The organism is Streptacidiphilus jiangxiensis, from assembly GCF_900109465.1.
Classification (GTDB): domain Bacteria; phylum Actinomycetota; class Actinomycetes; order Streptomycetales; family Streptomycetaceae; genus Streptacidiphilus; species Streptacidiphilus jiangxiensis.
Genome location: NZ_FOAZ01000059.1, coordinates 1 through 14,368 on the forward strand (window position 1 = coordinate 1; position 14,368 = coordinate 14,368).

General features: G+C 72.5%; 15 protein-coding genes. 10 read left to right on the forward strand and 5 right to left on the reverse strand.

All coding sequences use genetic code 11. The features are described from left to right. Window positions 1-583 precede the first annotated feature (583 nt). A complete protein-coding gene (locus BMY61_RS42835; protein ID WP_042449652.1) occupies window positions 584-871 on the forward strand; it encodes a hypothetical protein in 288 nt (95 codons plus the stop codon). A gap of 25 nt (window positions 872-896) precedes the next feature. On the opposite strand, the gene BMY61_RS42840 is transcribed toward BMY61_RS42835, so the two are convergent. Continuing rightward, on the reverse strand, window positions 897-1,325 hold the full coding sequence (locus BMY61_RS42840) for a hypothetical protein (protein ID WP_143094826.1): 429 nt from the start codon (window positions 1,323-1,325) through the stop codon (window positions 897-899). 212 nt (window positions 1,326-1,537) lie between these two features. Between BMY61_RS42840 and BMY61_RS42845 the strand changes: the two genes are divergently transcribed. The 3 genes from BMY61_RS42845 (at window position 1,538) to BMY61_RS42855 (ending at window position 6,932) form a co-directional block, all read left to right on the forward strand. Beyond that, window positions 1,538-4,027 carry a hypothetical protein gene (locus BMY61_RS42845; protein WP_042449656.1) on the forward strand — a complete coding sequence of 830 codons (2,490 nt, stop codon included), beginning with the start codon at window positions 1,538-1,540 and terminating at the stop codon, window positions 4,025-4,027. Between the two features lie 301 nt (window positions 4,028-4,328). Then, window positions 4,329-4,940 (forward strand): hypothetical protein, encoded by a 612-nt coding sequence (locus tag BMY61_RS42850; RefSeq protein WP_042449657.1) that lies wholly within the window; start codon window positions 4,329-4,331, stop codon window positions 4,938-4,940. A 309-nt stretch (window positions 4,941-5,249) separates the two neighbouring features. Then, entirely contained in the window at window positions 5,250-6,932 is a 1,683-nt protein-coding gene (locus BMY61_RS42855; protein ID WP_042449659.1) for a hypothetical protein, read from the forward strand. A gap of 37 nt (window positions 6,933-6,969) precedes the next feature. Here BMY61_RS42855 and BMY61_RS42860 read toward each other — a convergent pair whose 3' ends face one another. Continuing rightward, the gene (locus BMY61_RS42860; protein ID WP_042449664.1) at window positions 6,970-7,377 is read right to left on the reverse strand and encodes a hypothetical protein; all 408 of its coding nucleotides are present in this window, start codon (window positions 7,375-7,377) and stop codon (window positions 6,970-6,972) included. A 277-nt stretch (window positions 7,378-7,654) separates the two neighbouring features. Here BMY61_RS42860 and BMY61_RS42865 point away from each other — a divergent pair, with 277 nt between their 5' ends. Next, window positions 7,655-8,854, forward strand: coding sequence for a hypothetical protein (locus tag BMY61_RS42865; RefSeq protein ID WP_042449666.1), 1,200 nt, complete (start codon window positions 7,655-7,657; stop codon window positions 8,852-8,854). Between the two features lie 62 nt (window positions 8,855-8,916). Here the strand turns inward: BMY61_RS42865 and BMY61_RS42870 are convergent, their stop codons facing one another. From BMY61_RS42870 to BMY61_RS42880, 3 genes are all read right to left on the reverse strand, one after another. Further along, window positions 8,917-9,399 (reverse strand): hypothetical protein, encoded by a 483-nt coding sequence (locus BMY61_RS42870; RefSeq protein ID WP_042449668.1) that lies wholly within the window; start codon window positions 9,397-9,399, stop codon window positions 8,917-8,919. Further along, entirely contained in the window at window positions 9,399-10,259 is an 861-nt protein-coding gene (locus tag BMY61_RS42875; RefSeq protein WP_042449673.1) for an endonuclease/exonuclease/phosphatase family protein, read from the reverse strand. Before BMY61_RS42875 ends, BMY61_RS42870 begins: the two co-directional genes overlap by 1 nt. Window positions 10,260-10,490: 231 nt before the next feature. Further along, complete coding sequence (locus tag BMY61_RS42880) at window positions 10,491-11,159, reverse strand: hypothetical protein (protein WP_143094827.1); 669 nt, start codon at window positions 11,157-11,159, stop codon at window positions 10,491-10,493. Window positions 11,160-11,422: 263 nt separating this feature from the next. Here BMY61_RS42880 and BMY61_RS42885 point away from each other — a divergent pair, with 263 nt between their 5' ends. From BMY61_RS42885 to BMY61_RS42905, 5 genes are all read left to right on the forward strand, one after another. Next, window positions 11,423-11,773, forward strand: coding sequence for a hypothetical protein (locus BMY61_RS42885; RefSeq protein WP_042449676.1), 351 nt, complete (start codon window positions 11,423-11,425; stop codon window positions 11,771-11,773). A gap of 89 nt (window positions 11,774-11,862) precedes the next feature. Further along, complete coding sequence (locus tag BMY61_RS46920; protein ID WP_161791275.1) at window positions 11,863-12,333, forward strand: hypothetical protein; 471 nt, start codon at window positions 11,863-11,865, stop codon at window positions 12,331-12,333. Between the two features lie 58 nt (window positions 12,334-12,391). Continuing rightward, window positions 12,392-12,691, forward strand: a complete 300-nt coding sequence (locus BMY61_RS42895; protein WP_042449680.1) for a hypothetical protein — start codon at window positions 12,392-12,394, stop codon at window positions 12,689-12,691. A 29-nt stretch (window positions 12,692-12,720) separates the two neighbouring features. Further along, window positions 12,721-12,981: a hypothetical protein gene (locus BMY61_RS42900; RefSeq protein WP_042449682.1), complete on the forward strand. Its 261-nt coding sequence runs from the start codon at window positions 12,721-12,723 to the stop codon at window positions 12,979-12,981. Window positions 12,982-13,077: 96 nt separating this feature from the next. Continuing rightward, window positions 13,078-14,368, forward strand: a 1,291-nt coding sequence (locus tag BMY61_RS42905; protein WP_218162009.1) for a hypothetical protein, incomplete at its 3' end; no start/stop codon positions are given.

The window sequence follows — 14,368 nt, forward strand, 5'->3', positions numbered from 1 at the left end:
GCAGGACCCCGGCGCGCTGGCTGACGAGATCGACCAGATCCTCCGGCACGGCTACCGCGACGACCACCACCCGGACGGTCAGGACATCGACGCGGCCTGAATCCCTGCCCTGAGGCGGCCGCCGGGCTGGCGCCGGTCGCTGCGCCCCACCGACGCCTGAGCACGGCGATCTCGTGGAATCCCGCACACCGCGCGGCGAACTGGGAGACGATGCCAGGGTGAGGAACGGTGTACAGGCGCAGAGCGCGGCGGACCGCCGCCAGCGCTGGATCGACGAGCTCGGCGCGGCGGCCTCCTCGTGGGGCGAGACGGTTCCCGACGACCCCGGTGTCGGTGAGCTCGCCGACCTGTTCGATCTCGCCGCGGGCCGGCTCGGCCCTGGGTCAGCCGGCGGGGGCAGGGAACTGCTCGCCGCCGCCGACAGCATCAAGGCGGCGGCCCGCCTCGGCGGTCGTCTTGTGGCACCTGCGCCGCGCCCTGGAGCAGCAGCACTCCGCCCGTGTAGCGCTCGAAGCCGACCACGTGGCCGTGTAATGCCGCAGCCCGCCAAGGGTTGTCCGCCCCAGGTGATGGAATGTGAGCCATGGACGTTGAGCTGACAGACCTGGCGGAGTCGATTCGCGCCGACATGGCGGTCTGCCCGCCGGTGGTGCTCGATCCCGTCGTCGCGGCGGTCACCGCTGCGCTGAGCGAGAGCCGGATCGAGCTGGACGACGCCACGATCGGGGCGGTCCTGATGACCGCCGCCACCGCGGCGTCCCGCACGAACGTCTCGCAGGGCGAGTTCCTCAGCGCGTCCTCGATGGCGCTGGCGCTCGCTGCGGCCGGCCTCCAGCTCCACGACTCCGCGTCGGCACGCCAGGCCGACTGACCGTCCGACCGCGACGCGGACGTCGTCAGGCCACGCTGGAGAGGCTGTGCCGGACGCCCGCGATCAGCTCGGCCCTCGCCGCCTCGTCCGAGGCCGGGCGCCGGCTGCGCCACTCCCAGGCGATCACCGACACGGCCTCACCAGCGGCATGCACGTGCGAAGCCATGCCCGGGGGCAGGTCCGCGCCGCCCACGGCGCTGGTCACCACGACGGTGCCGTACAGGAGGTAGGGGATGTCCAGGCCTCTCCACGCCGACGCCAGCGCCCAGGCGAGCAGGTTCGGCTGCGGACTCCCGTCACTCGCGACGTGCAGCAGCACCTCGGGGTGGTACCGGCCCTGGTCCGCGTAGCCGCCCACCAGCTCGCGGATCGCGGCTCGCCGCTCCTCGGCCCCCACCGGCAGGACCGTGTCGCGCACGGACCCGTCCGTCTCGATCACCAACGCGCTACCCACCGCGCCCCCTCTTCCCAATCCCTTGACGTGCTCAGATCCCGCAGCCCGGTGAGCCTACCGCCCGCGGTGCGCCAGCAGCCGGGCCCGCGACCGGGGGCGCCTGACCGGCCGGATCCGGAGGCGGTCAGCACCGGTCATCGGCAACCAACCTGACGGGTCATCATCCACAATGGAGGTCCCGGCCCTCCTGGACATCGTGAGGAAACCCACCGTTGCCGTCCGCCAAGCTCCGCCCGCTCCCCGCCGCGACCCAGGACGCCGGCAGCGAGACCGCAAGGCTCGTCAGCGACCTCGTCGAGACCGCCGCCGCCGACAACGACAGGGACCTCCTCAGCCTGATCGAGCAGGCACGGACCGGCGGACTGGACGCGGGCGTCGCCGCGGTGCTCACCACCGCACTGGTACGCAACGCCGCGCGCGCGGACCGGCTGACCGGCGGCGCTCCCGACATGGGCGCCCTGACCCTGACCCGTCCGCAGGACCTGGCGCAGCTGCACCTCGCCGACAACCCCCTGGGCGCAGATCCCGCCTACGTGCGCCTGATGGGCGGCCGGGCCCGCGAGGTGATGCAGAGGGCCGCCACGCTCGTCCACCCCCTGCCCGACGCCGACCGCGAGCACGAGGCCCGGAAGGTGTACACCGAGGAGTTTGGCCGCGACCGGGATGTCTCCGGCGTGGTGCTGCGCCTGCTCACCGAGGCGTGCGTCCCCGTCCTGCACGGCACGGCGGCCGACGCGCTCGCGGAGAGCAGGCGGCTCGCCTCCTACCTCGACAAGATCACCGGTAGGGGCGACGTCGAGCACGTCCTGGAGGAGGTCCGCCGCGACGGGGTCGATCTGGAGGAGCTGCAGCGCGCCGCCGCGGACCGCATCGGCCGGGAGGCACGTCGGATCAACGGTGCCGGACCGGGCCAGGAACCGGCGGACAGGGCCCGCGTCGAAGGCCTGAACGCCCTCGTCCACAAGATCCGCGCCGCGGAGCATCGCGACGAGGACGACGAGCGGATGCTCGACTTCATCACCCTGCTGATGGAGGGCACCCGGACCTGGGACCGGGAGCTGGTCGCCGCAGTCACCGAGGTCGTGAAGACCAGCAAGCTGGTCCCCAACGTGGTCGGCACCCTGCTGTCGAACGTCAACCGGGCCTGCCCGGACGACGCACGCCGACCGGATGGGTGCCCGAACCTGCTGGACCTGTCCGGCACCGCGGACCGCGAGCGCTTCCAGGAGCGCACCGCCCGGGCCGGGGACCCGGATGCCCCGACGTGGGAGACCTCCCGCGCGACCGTCGAACTCCTCGAGTCCGCCACGGCCCAGATCGCCGGCCGAGGCCACCAGGGCGCCACGATGGCCGTCCTGCGCAAAGGCTTCGCCGACGCCCCGCAGCTGGAAGCCCCGGCGCTGCGCATCGCCGCCGAGCTGGCCGCGCTGTGCATGGCCAGCCTGGACCACCGACCCGACCCCGGGCACCGGCAGACCGACACCGACGGATTCTCTCCGTCCCAGGCCCCCGCCGGTCTCGTCCTGCCGCCGCAACCGGTCCCCGGCGGCCGAGGCTACGAGGGCGACCCCGCCGACTTCGGCTACGAGCAGCAGGTCGCCTCCCGCGTCCCGCGCTGGCGCAACCGCATGCTGCGGCACCTCTCCTCCCCGGAGACCGCGGTGCGCCTGGCCGGCGGCGTGGACCGCATGACGCTCACTCCCGCGGTCGCGTCCAGGCTCACCGCAGCCCAGATCGTCATCGGCCAGGAGACCCGCCGCCTCGAGAACGGCCGGGTCTACCACCTGAACCCCCGTCTGACCCGGCTCGCCACCGCCGAGCGGGACGAGCCGCGGCACCTGCCGGTCACCTGGGACCGCATCCCCGCGCGCACCGGGTTCATGGCCTTCGCCCTCCCGATCGCCGCCCTTGCCGACCAGCCGATCGTCGCCGTGTCCTGGGGCCCGTGGAGCGCCGGCTGGGAACCGCACCACGGCGCCCGGCCGGCCAATGACACGATCCCCTTCGACCGGCCCGTGTGGAGGCACCAGCACCCCCACCCCGACCAGCAGCAGCGGCAGGCCTACTTCCACGGCACCTCCACCAGCACGGCCCACCAGGGCGAGGAGCACCTCGCGGGCCTGGTGGCGACGTCGCCCCGGGAGTGGCTGTGGGTGACTTTCTACGCCGCCCACCCGGACAACGACGTGCCGCTCGCCTGGCGGGCGGAGACGGTGGTGCCCATCGGCGCGCACCTGCCCGAGGACACCCCGGCCACCAGCCTGCTCTCGTGGCTGCGCACCCTCCTGGCCGTCTGGGACCGCCTCACCGACCCCGCCCCGCGCGACGTCGCCGCGGTCGTCCAGGAGATCCGGGTCGCGCGACCCGACACCCGCACCAAGACCAGGAGGGGGAGGAAGAAGCCGACGCCGCGCACCGACACCGTCAGCGTCGTCACCGACCGGGACATCCCGCGCCCCCCGGCGACTCGGCCCGCCGACCCGCCGGTGCTGCCCGCGCCCCGGCCCGAGCCGCAGTTCGGTGTCATGATCCAGACCAAGGGAACTCAGAACCACTGCTTCGCGCCCCGTGGTGAGCACCGCCGCTACAGCGACGCCGGCCAGGAGTGCCCCCACCACCGCGACATCCCACTCAAGTCCCAGTACCGCCGCTACCCCGACCTCGAGCTGCGCCCCACCCACACGGTGCACAAGCCCGAGTAGCCCCGGCGCCCGTAGGTCCCGGGCGGCCGTCGCGCGAGCCGGGCGCCCGGTAGATAGCGCGAGCCACGCCGCGGCACACGATGCGTCGGCGGTCCCAGGCGGGCGCGGAGCCGGAACACAGATGGTGGTGATCCCGCCCGGTCCTCCAGCTTGCCGTTCGTGGCGCGCCCATCAACCTCCGCAACAACGAGGGGACGGCCGAGGTGGACGCAGGCCGGCAGACACAAGCCTGTCGGCATCACTCGGTACAGTGCAGCGTCCGATTCGGCAACGGTTCCGGCCAGCGAAGAGAGCGAGCGGCATGGTCCTGCTGGGCATCACCATCACCGTCGGGTGGCTCAGCGCCGCTCTCTGCCTCAGCGTTGCTTTCGCGAGGGAGCTCGGCGGCCGTGGCCTGGACCTCTCAACGCCGATCTCCGGGATCTTGAAGCTGCTCAACGCCACCATCGCCTTCGGGATCGGGCAGTGCCTGCCACTGCTCTACACCGCCCTCGGATTCGTCTCGGGCACCGGCCCGCGGTGGCTTGCTCTCCTTCATGGATTGTTGGTCTTGGCCGCCTTCCTCCTGGCAGGCCGGATCTGGCCCAAGATCCGGTGGGGAATGCGCTCGGACGAGCACCTCACCCGTCTCGTCGGCGAGGTCGTGCCGGTCGTCGTCACCGCGCAGCGCCGCGCCGGCGACCAGGGCGGCGAACTGGTGGAGCGGATGAAGGCAGCGCTCCGGGACGGCCGCGGCCGCGACGCCCTGAGGAGGGCGCTCCAGGTGCACGCGCTGGTCGAGGACGCGGGCCTTCCCGAGCACCAGGCCTGGACGGAGGTCTCCCGGCAACTCCTCCACTGGCAGAAGATGTTCCTCCCCGTGCGCGAGTCCCGCGCGCGACGGCCGAGGCGACTGAGCAGGCACTCGGCGTGATCAAGACAATCTGCTCCGCACGGCCTGGGCCGCCTGCACCAACGCCAGCCAGGAGTGCCTCCACCACCGCGCTCCGACCTCGAGCTGCGCCTCACCCACACGGTGCACAAGCCCGAGCAGTCCCAGGGCACCCCGCGGCCGTCCCGGGCCAGGGCAGCGACCGCTGCTGATCGCTCCGAGTGCGAATCGCACACGAATCCGACCGCTGCTGACCACCCTTCACCCGTAGCGGGGAGCGGCCCCGCTATCCGGCCCCGCAAGGCCTCCCAGCTGCCTAGAGTTGGCGCTGCGACAAGGGGAGGGAGCCTCATGGGCAAGGCGAGCAGGGCGAAGCGCGACCGTCGGACAGGACGTCCCGCCCGCCGCGAGCCGGCGAGCCCGGAGGCCATCCTGCCCGGCAGCGGCGAGCACAGCGTGGCCAGCTGCTACTCCATGGGCATGTACACCTACGGCAAGTACCTGGTGTCCGGGCAGATGCCCGTTTGGCTCCACCGGGCCGACCCCCTGGACCTGCTGTACATCGGAGCGGCCTGCGAACCGGGCTACGTCCCCGACGACGGCGAGGCCACCTTGGCCAACGGCCGCGACGGCTGGTTGGACCGGCTGCGCCCCACCACCTCGTGGGAGGGCGTCGAGGACCTGGTCCGCCGCGCCGCCGGCTTCGCTGCCGAGCAGGGCCAGCCTGTCGACACCTCCGGCTTCCACCTCGCCTTCGCCCGCTACCTGGCCGCCGACCCCGCCATGGCCTGCCGCCGCCCGCTGCCCGCTGAGCTGCGCCCGCGCAGTACCGACAGCCGCGCCCTCTCGGACCTGGACACCCTCCTCGGCGCCGCACCGGCAGGCCCGGCTGCCGACACCGGCGAACTGGTCGACCTGCTCCGCCTGGCCAGGGTGGACCTGAACGTCCCCTGGGACGAGACGCCCCATGACGCGCTGCGCCTGGGCCTGCGTCGACTGTCGCACTGGAGCATGCCGGGCCACATCATCCCCGCCATGGCGCTTTTCGCCGGCGCCCACGGCTTCGACGACCACGATGCGGCCGACTTCGCCGCGTTCGGGGCCCGCGCCGGGGCCTGGATCGGCGGCATCCCGTTGGGGACGCCGTTGGGCGAGATCGCCGACCTCATCGGCGCGGGCGTGGCCGAGCGGCGCACCGCGGCCGACATCCTGCGCGAGATCCTGGCCCTGCCCCAAGCCACCGTGCCGAGCCCAGCCGAGGACTGGGCCTGGAGGTCATCGACCGGCCTGGCGACGGTCCGCGAGGCGACCGCGCTGGGCCTGAGCGTCCTGACCCGCGCCGGCCAGGTGATCGCCATGGATTCGGTCCAGGCCGCGATCATGGCGGCCTTCCAGGACGAGAACGAAGCCGCAGCCCGGTCCCGCCAGCGAACCGACGCCTTCGGCCGCCCGCTCCCGGACGACGGCTGGCTCACCCACGCGCAGCGGATGACCGAGCGCGCCACCATCGCCCCGCCGCTGTTCTCCGCCGCCACCGCGCACGCCACCGAGACCACCGGCCTGATGCCGCCCCTGCCCGGCGGGTTCCCCGACCCGCGCCAGCAGCAACGGTGGGACCAGGCCACCGCCAGCTACCTTGCCGCCCACCCTGGCACCGACCACGACCCCCGCCTCGACGCCCGAAGCCGAGCCCAGCAGATGCTGGCGTTCGAGTCGTACGTCGCCCACCGCCACCCCCGCGTCGGCCACGCCGTCGTCACCGAACTGCGCACCGATCCGGCCCACTGGCGGGTAGACCTGCTCGCAACCGGCTTCCCCTGCGACGCCGGCCCCGAACTCGTCGAGCCGGCCGCCCGCGCCCACCTCGACGAACTCGCGCGTGCCTTCGACGTCGACTCCACCGGCGTCGACCAGGCCCTGGCCCTGGTGAACGCCCACCCTGCGGGCTTCACCGACCCGGACGCCCAGCGGGCGGCACGCACCCTCGCGCCAGCTCTGTTCTGCGCACTGACCGTGGTTCTCCACGGCGACTGAGCCTCAGGGGGCGGGTCGGCCGGACCAGGCCCGGAGGTCAGGCGGATTCTCGGCTCCACGGGCCCCGAAGGTGGTTAACCAGAGCCATCGCGGCGAACTCGACCTCCCTCTCGACGGGGTGCCGGTAGTCCGGGCGGCCGTCGCGCGCGCCGGGCGCCCGGTAGATGGCACGAGCCAAGCCCCGGCACACGATGCGCCGCCGATCCCAGGCGAGTGCGGAGCCCGGGACGCAGATGGTGGTGATGCCGCCGCGGTCCTCCAGCTTGCCGTTCGTGGCGCAGCCCTCGACCTCCGCAAGGACGAGCGGACGGCCGAGGTGACGGGCGACGGCCTTGACCATGCCGTCGAGGTCGGTGGAGGGAGCGAGCCGCAGCCGGCCTACGACCTCCTCGGCCCATGCCCGCTCGGGATCGCCGGCACGGCTGGGAGGGTTCTTGCTCTTCATCCGGCGTACTCCTTCGCTCGTCGGCCGGAGCCGGGGCCGCCCATCCTTCCACGAACAATCGGGTTGACCTGCACCGATGCCCCGATGATCGAACCGGCCACTCGCGCCGGCCCGGTCCGGCGCACGGACCGCGGGCCCGACCCCGGCCGCTGAGTCGTTCTCCGCGGCGGGCACGGTCGCCTCCGGGAAGCGCCTCCCGAGCGACGTCCGGCCTGCCAGGTGCCGGCACCGGAAATTCCGGGTGCACGCCGCCGGTCGCCCGTGCCACGCTCGTGCGATGGGCCACTACCCCTGGCTGAGGATCGCGGGCTGCGCGGTCATCGCCGGCACCGACGACCTCCTCGCGCTGTTCACCGAAGCCGAGCGTCACCACGTGCCGCGCCCGCAGAGGGAGGACGAGGCCGACGAGGCCGACGACTGGTGGTTCGGCTACCGCTCCACCCCGCGGGCTCTGCGCGACCGCCTGCAGGCACAGGGCATGACCGCCGACCAGGCCCGCTACGACCTCGAGCAGGAACTCGCCCGCTGGAGCCGTCCCGACCCCGGCCCCCCGGACGGCTGGAAGGGGCCCGTGCCCAGTGCCGAGGACGTCCTGGAGATGATCACGAAGAGCATCGCGCTGCCGTACGACCTGCGCGGCGCGCTGCTGGACGACGGCTTCCTGGACACCGTCTTCATCCGGATGAGCAGGCGCACCATGCTGCGCCTGCTGGTCGATCGAGCACCCGAGGCCGCGGTGGTGGACCTGGACCTGAGCCAGCTGACGGGCGGCTGCTGCTTCCCGTACGACATGGACAAGGCGCGGGCCGCCGACGCCCGCGGCGAGCAGTTGTCCGCCGGCCGGGAGCTGAGCCCGCTGCTGGTCCTGACCGAGGGCGCCACCGACGCCCGGCTGCTGACCAAGGCGATGCGCGTGACCCACCCCCACCTGTCCGGCTTCGTGAGCTTCCTCGACTTCGACCTGCCGGCCTCCGGGCGCCCCGAGGGCGGCGTGAGCGCCCTGGCCAAGACCACCACCACGTTCATCGCCGCCGGGGTGGCCAACCGCTTCATCGCCCTGGCCGACAACGACCGCCCGGCCCACCAGGCCCTGGCCAAACTCAAGGCGAAGGGCGTGCCCGGCCACTGCCGCATCCTGCACTACCCGCCGCTGCAGCTGCTGGCCGCCTACCCCACCCTCCCGCCCGGCGCGAGCGCGCCGGTGCCCGCGGACGTCAACGGCAGTGCCGGGACGCTGGAGCTCTACCTGGGCCGCGACATCCTCACCGGCCCCGACGGCCGGCTGGTCCCGCTGCCGCTCAACGCCGCTGGCGCCGGAGGGTTCGCGTCGAAGGACAAGAAGGCCATGCAGGACCGCTTCGAGCGCAAGTGCGACGCCGCGCTGGCCGCTGCCGGGACCGATCCCGAAGGCGACTGGAGCGCCGTGCGCGCCATCATCGACGTCATCCTGCACGCTTTCGACCAGCCCCCGGCCTGAACCCGGCCCCGTCGCCGCCCGGCAGGCCGGAGCCGGAAGCTGACAGCACCGGCCATCGTCGGTCAGCCCGCCTGGAGCGCGCGGTTCCGCAGCCAGTAGTCGGCCCAGCCGACAGCCCAACGGAAGGCAGTGCCGGGGTAAGGCTGCTCGAAGGACGGGAGGGCGTCCCAGCTGGGATCCCACTGCTTCTGGTGAGTCAGGTGGGAGAGCATCGCTAGCAGTGGATCATCGGAGGCGGTGTGACCGCGCGCGGCCAGGCCGTCGCGGATCTGCTCCTCCGCGTCGGGCGCGGCCAGCATGTCAGCGATCACGTGCGGGGCAGGATTGTGGCCCGGGTCGAAGTCTTCCCGGCTGAAGAGAGCGAGGGCGAGAACGTCCAGGGCCGGTACGAAGGGGCCGTAGCTGTAGTGCTCGGGCAGCCCGGGCTCGATCAGGGAGGCTGCCTCGCGGACCGCCTGGCCCCAGCGCCGGGCAGGGTAGTCCTCGGCGGGGGAGTACCGCTCGGCCTGCTGGCCGGCCAGGTACCACAGATTCCTGCTGTCCATCAGGGCGTCTCCAATGACAGGCGGTTGGGGCTGAGCGTGATGCCGACGGCGCAGTGGTCGGAGAATCCCAGGTCGACCGGCTCGCGGTGAACCGTGTAGCCCGTCAGGGCGGGTGCCAGTGCGGGCGAGAGCAGGACCAGGTCCTGGCGGCGCGGGACGTCGCCGGCCTCGAACGCCGCGGTCGGCACGGAGCCGTTGCCGGTGGCGGTGGCCGAGTCGACGAACCCGGCGCGGCGAAGCAGTGCCACAGCCTCCCGGTCGGACTCGGACGAGCAGCTGTCGCTGGGGGAGCGCAGATGGCCGTTGAGCAGGTGGGGCGGCAGCACCCCCCACTCGGGCTCGGGGAAGTCGGCGCCGATGGTGTTCGCGTCGCCCGCCACGATACTCAGCACGCCAGGTGCAGCGAGAACTTCGAACGGAGCGACCTCGCGGGCACGGTTCGACGGGTCGAACGGGTCCAGGTGGACGTTGCGCAGCTCAAGAAGCATCCCCGGCAGGCCCGACAGCCTGAGCTTGGCCCATCCGAGCACGTGGTGGTACCGGGTACGGTCGGCTCCCTCGGCTTCGACACGAACCTGGTCCGAGAGCAGGATCGCGCTGTGGAACCGGTGGCCCGAGGTGGTCTCGTTCGCCTCGGCGAGGAACCCACGGGTCAGGTCAAGGTCGTTCACCAGTTGGTGAAGCCTGCGTCGGCCCAGCAGGTCGTAGCCGTTGAGCTCCTGCAGACACAATATGTCCGGCTGAAGGCCGCGCAGGAACTCGACCATGGCGCCTCGGCGCAACGGTTCGCCGAACCCGAAATCGGTCCACCCGCCGAAGAGCGAGTTGAAGGTGACGATCGTCAGGTCTGCGTCGGACACCCGCCCCCCTTGGACTTGGTGGACACGACAGTACCGCCCCCTGCGCTCCGGCTGGGCGACAAGTGGCCGAACCAAGCTCCGGGGCGTTCGAGGGCGCGGCGACCGATGACATCCTGATCATTCCCGGGTGCGGGGACGGCACTCAGCACAGGATCGGCCGGCTGGATCCCGGTCGGTGGCCGGGTACTCCACACCTCCGCGAAGGCCATGGGAGCGCCGTCTCGGCCGTGGCTATCGCGGAACCGGGGCTGCGGGAGGGTTGGTCAGTCCGATCAGGGCGGCAGCCTCGTCGCCGGTGATCCGATCGCGCTCCAGGAGTGCGGCGGCCACCACGCCGACCTTCCCCCAGGCCGCCGCCAACGCGGCGTCGGCTACCGCCTCGTGCTGCCAGTAGTCGTAGAGGTCGTGGCCGGTGCCGTGCTCCAGCCGGTGCCCGTAGAGGCTGAGCAGCCAGTCGGCGATGACCTGGTCGCCCAGGCCGCCGACCTCGACCGCCCAGGCGCGGGTCGCAGGCAGATCCACGCCGTTCTCCCGAAGCCACATCAGCTCGGCGCGGACACCGGCGGCGAGCACGACCAGAGCGCTGCCGAGCCGGGCATGAACCAGTTGGTCCCGCACCCCCTCGTTCGCCCCGCCGAAGCCCCGCTGGTGCCCGCAAGCGGACAGGCCCGCCTCGGTGCCGATGCTCACCGCCGGGATGTGCACCCCCAGCGCGAGGGCGAGCACCGCGTGGCCGGCCTCGTGGTGGGCGGAGGCGGCACGGGCGATGTGGGCCGGCAGGTCGAGGGCACCGCCGACGCAGCAGAAGGGCTCGGGGGCGGGGTGGCGGCTGCTGCCGGAGACGACGGTGCCCGTCGAAGGGGTCTCGATCTCCACCCAGTGAGGGGTCGGTGAGCTCATGCCAGCAGTGTCCCCCAGCCCGACACGGACTCAGTGGCCCCGGGACCAGAGCGAGCAACGTGCATTGCAATATGAGCATTGACCATGTAAAGTGGTTCTTGTTGGGGGTGCCGGACGGGCCACGCGACCCGAGGCGGCCCAAGCACCTGACTCCGCTGCGCCGCGCACGGCGCTGCCCACGGCGGCACGAACTCGCCGACAGGCCCGGCGCCTACACGGCAGGGCATCGGGCCCAAGCAACTGCGATCAGAAGGAGACCACCCATGGGCCTCGACCTCACCGGCTCGCACCGGTACGACAGCGACCCGCACTTCCGCCGGTACCTCTACGACGGCGCCGTCGTCGTCGTGAACGTCCAGGACTTCGACTACCGCGACTACACCACCTCGGCCTTCCTCGACCGGGAGGCGTTCCGTACCGAGGAGGACGCGAAAGCCGCCCCGCTGGACCTCATCGACATGCTCACCGAGTCCCGCAGCGACGAGAGCGTGCGGGCCGACGTCCGCCGGAACCTCACCCAGATCCTCAGCAGCCAGAACACGAGCAGCATCGAGATCCGCCTCGGGGGCTTCCCGGTCAACCAGAGCTCGTTCTCGGTCGCCTGGTCGAGCTGAGACACCGCCACGGCCGCTCAGCCAGCGCATCATCCGTCGGCCTGGAGCGCCGACCAGTACCAATCCCGTCACCGTCACAAAGGAGTTCCGTGGAAGCCGTTGAATGGCTCAGGCCCGAATACCAGGGCCGCGAGGGCGAGTTGGTCCACCTCGCCGAAGGCGCGCGGCTGGTCGGGGTCACCCGGGCCGCCGTCTCCAACTGGGCCGCCCGGCACTCCAGCTTTCCCGCCCTCGTTCTCCTGACCGGTTCCACCGAGCGGCGCACCAAGTACGTCGTGCGCACGGAGTTCCTGGCCTTCGCCCAGGCCCGGCTCAACAGCAAGAGCGGCGGCGACAAGCGCACGGCCAGCCCCCACCGCCCGCGCGTGGTCATCCGGGTCGAACAGGTCGAGCACCAGCAGGCCCAGGTCGACCGGCTCACCGCCCTGGAGAAGCGCCAGGCCCAGCAGCTCCAGAGCACCCGCCGGAGGCTGCGCACCGCCCAGGCGAAGATCGCAGCCACCCGCGCCAGCCTCGACGCCGAGATCAACGCCGTCCAGCAGCTCACCAGCTCAACCTGACCGCCCACCGCACGGCCCGCGCCACAGTCCAGCTCTGCACCCGTACCGGGAGAACCACATGACCCTCAACCTTGACGTGCCTGCCTCGGCCTGGGAAGCGATCGGCGACGAAGGCCAGGAAGGCGGCGTCTGGGCCCGCGTCGTCACCCAGATCACCATCAACGGCGTTCAGTTCCACCTCGAAGGCTGGCAGATCGAAGAGCCCTCGTACGGCGACGGCACGGCCTACCTCCAGGCAGCCCTCCAGCAGGACGACAGCCTGGCGCAGCTCGCTGACGCCGTCGCGGCGGACGGGCCCTTCACCACGGTCAGCGTGAACGGCCGCTCGTACGTGCTCGTCGCCAGCCCCTACTGCTGATCACCCCGCCCGCCCCGAGGAGAAACCCCGTGTCAACCCTGCTCATCGGCCGCTGGGACGGCGACCACACCCTCACCATCACCGAGTCCCACCAGGTCAACGACGGCGATCAGCACGCCATCGACGCACTGACCGCGCCGGCGTTCTCCGAGGGCACCGCCAACTGGGCCTGCGAGTTCGACGTGGACCGCCACCGCGACGCGGTGCAGCGCACGTACGAGGAGTTCGTCCGCGACGACGAAGCGCACCTGGTGGACGACGTCGAAGGCTACGAGCCCGCCACCGACTGAACGACCCCGCAGCCCGGGATTCACCCGATCTCGTTACAAAATCCAGCACCAGACTTGTACCGGGCTTGCTAGACTCTCAGCGTTACACCTTCCCGGATGGATGTCGCCGGGGCCAGCATGGCCACGCCGTCGCAACCTGCCCCGGGCACGCCCGCACTGCTGCCGGCGCCCCACCGCGCCACGCGCCGCTACGCCTCGTCCAGCTTCCTCCGCACCCTGGAGCCATCGGTGTCGTCCCCGGACCCGCAGTCCCCCCGCAGCTCCGCCGCCCCCGGGCAGCAGACCGCGACCCCGCTTCCCGACACCAGCGGAGCCCCCGGGGCGGCTCGTGGCGGGGCGGCAGCCGGACTGGTCCTGCCCCCGCCCGACGACGCACTGTGGGCCGCGATCCCGCAGAAGCTGGCCTCCGCCCTGATCATGCCCGCCCACGATCTGGTCAGCCCGCCCCGTGGCGCCCTCGCCGCCGAAGGCGGACGCGAGCTGCAGCAAGCGCTGCGACGGGCCACCACACCGGGCGCGCTGCTCGGCGAGCACTGGCGCACGCTGCTCACCTCCCCCCGCACCGCGTTCGGCGGCACGCGCAGCGCCCGCGCCCAGGACCTCTACGAGGCGCTCGAACGGGTGGTGGACCAGTACCTGCGCCCAGCCCTGGACCAACCGGCCACCCCTGCCCCGGCCGCTGCGGCTGAAGCCGCTGCGCCCGCGCTGCCCGATACCGCCACGGATGCCCCGCCCCCCGAGCCACGGAGCGAAGCAACCGGTGCTGCGGCCGGCCTCGTGCTGCCCGCGCCCACCGACCCCCTCTGGAAGGAGATTCCTCTCGGTCTCCGCAACCAGCTGACCCGTCCCGCGTACGCGCTGGTGCATCCCGCGCGCGGATCACTGGCCACCAAGCCCGGACGCCCCCTGCGCCAAGCACTCAGCGCAGCCGCCAGCCGCCGGACGACCGGCGCGCACTGGCACACCCTGCTCACCGCCCCCCGCTCGGCATTCGGCGGCAGCGGCAGCGAGCGAGCCCAGCGGGCCTACGAGCTGCTGGAGCAGGTGGTGGCCCAATGGCTGCTCCCCGCCTTGGAGCAGCAGCCGGTGACCGCCGACACCCCGCTGCCCCCGCAGACCAACGCCCCGGCCGACGAACAGAGCCCGGGCACGGTCCCTGCCGCCCGGACCCAAGCCGAGCTCCCATCGCCCGCCGAACCGGTCCCCGCCACCGCGCCGCTCCCTGACCTCGGCCCGGACTCGGGCACCGCAACCGCGGACCGCAGCAGCAGCGCGATCGAGGCCGACACCCTCGCTGATGCGCTGCTCGACGCCGCCAACGCCGGAGCCATCGTCTGCGTGACCGGCCCAGCCGAAGCCGCCGCACCTGCAATCGACGCAGCCTGCC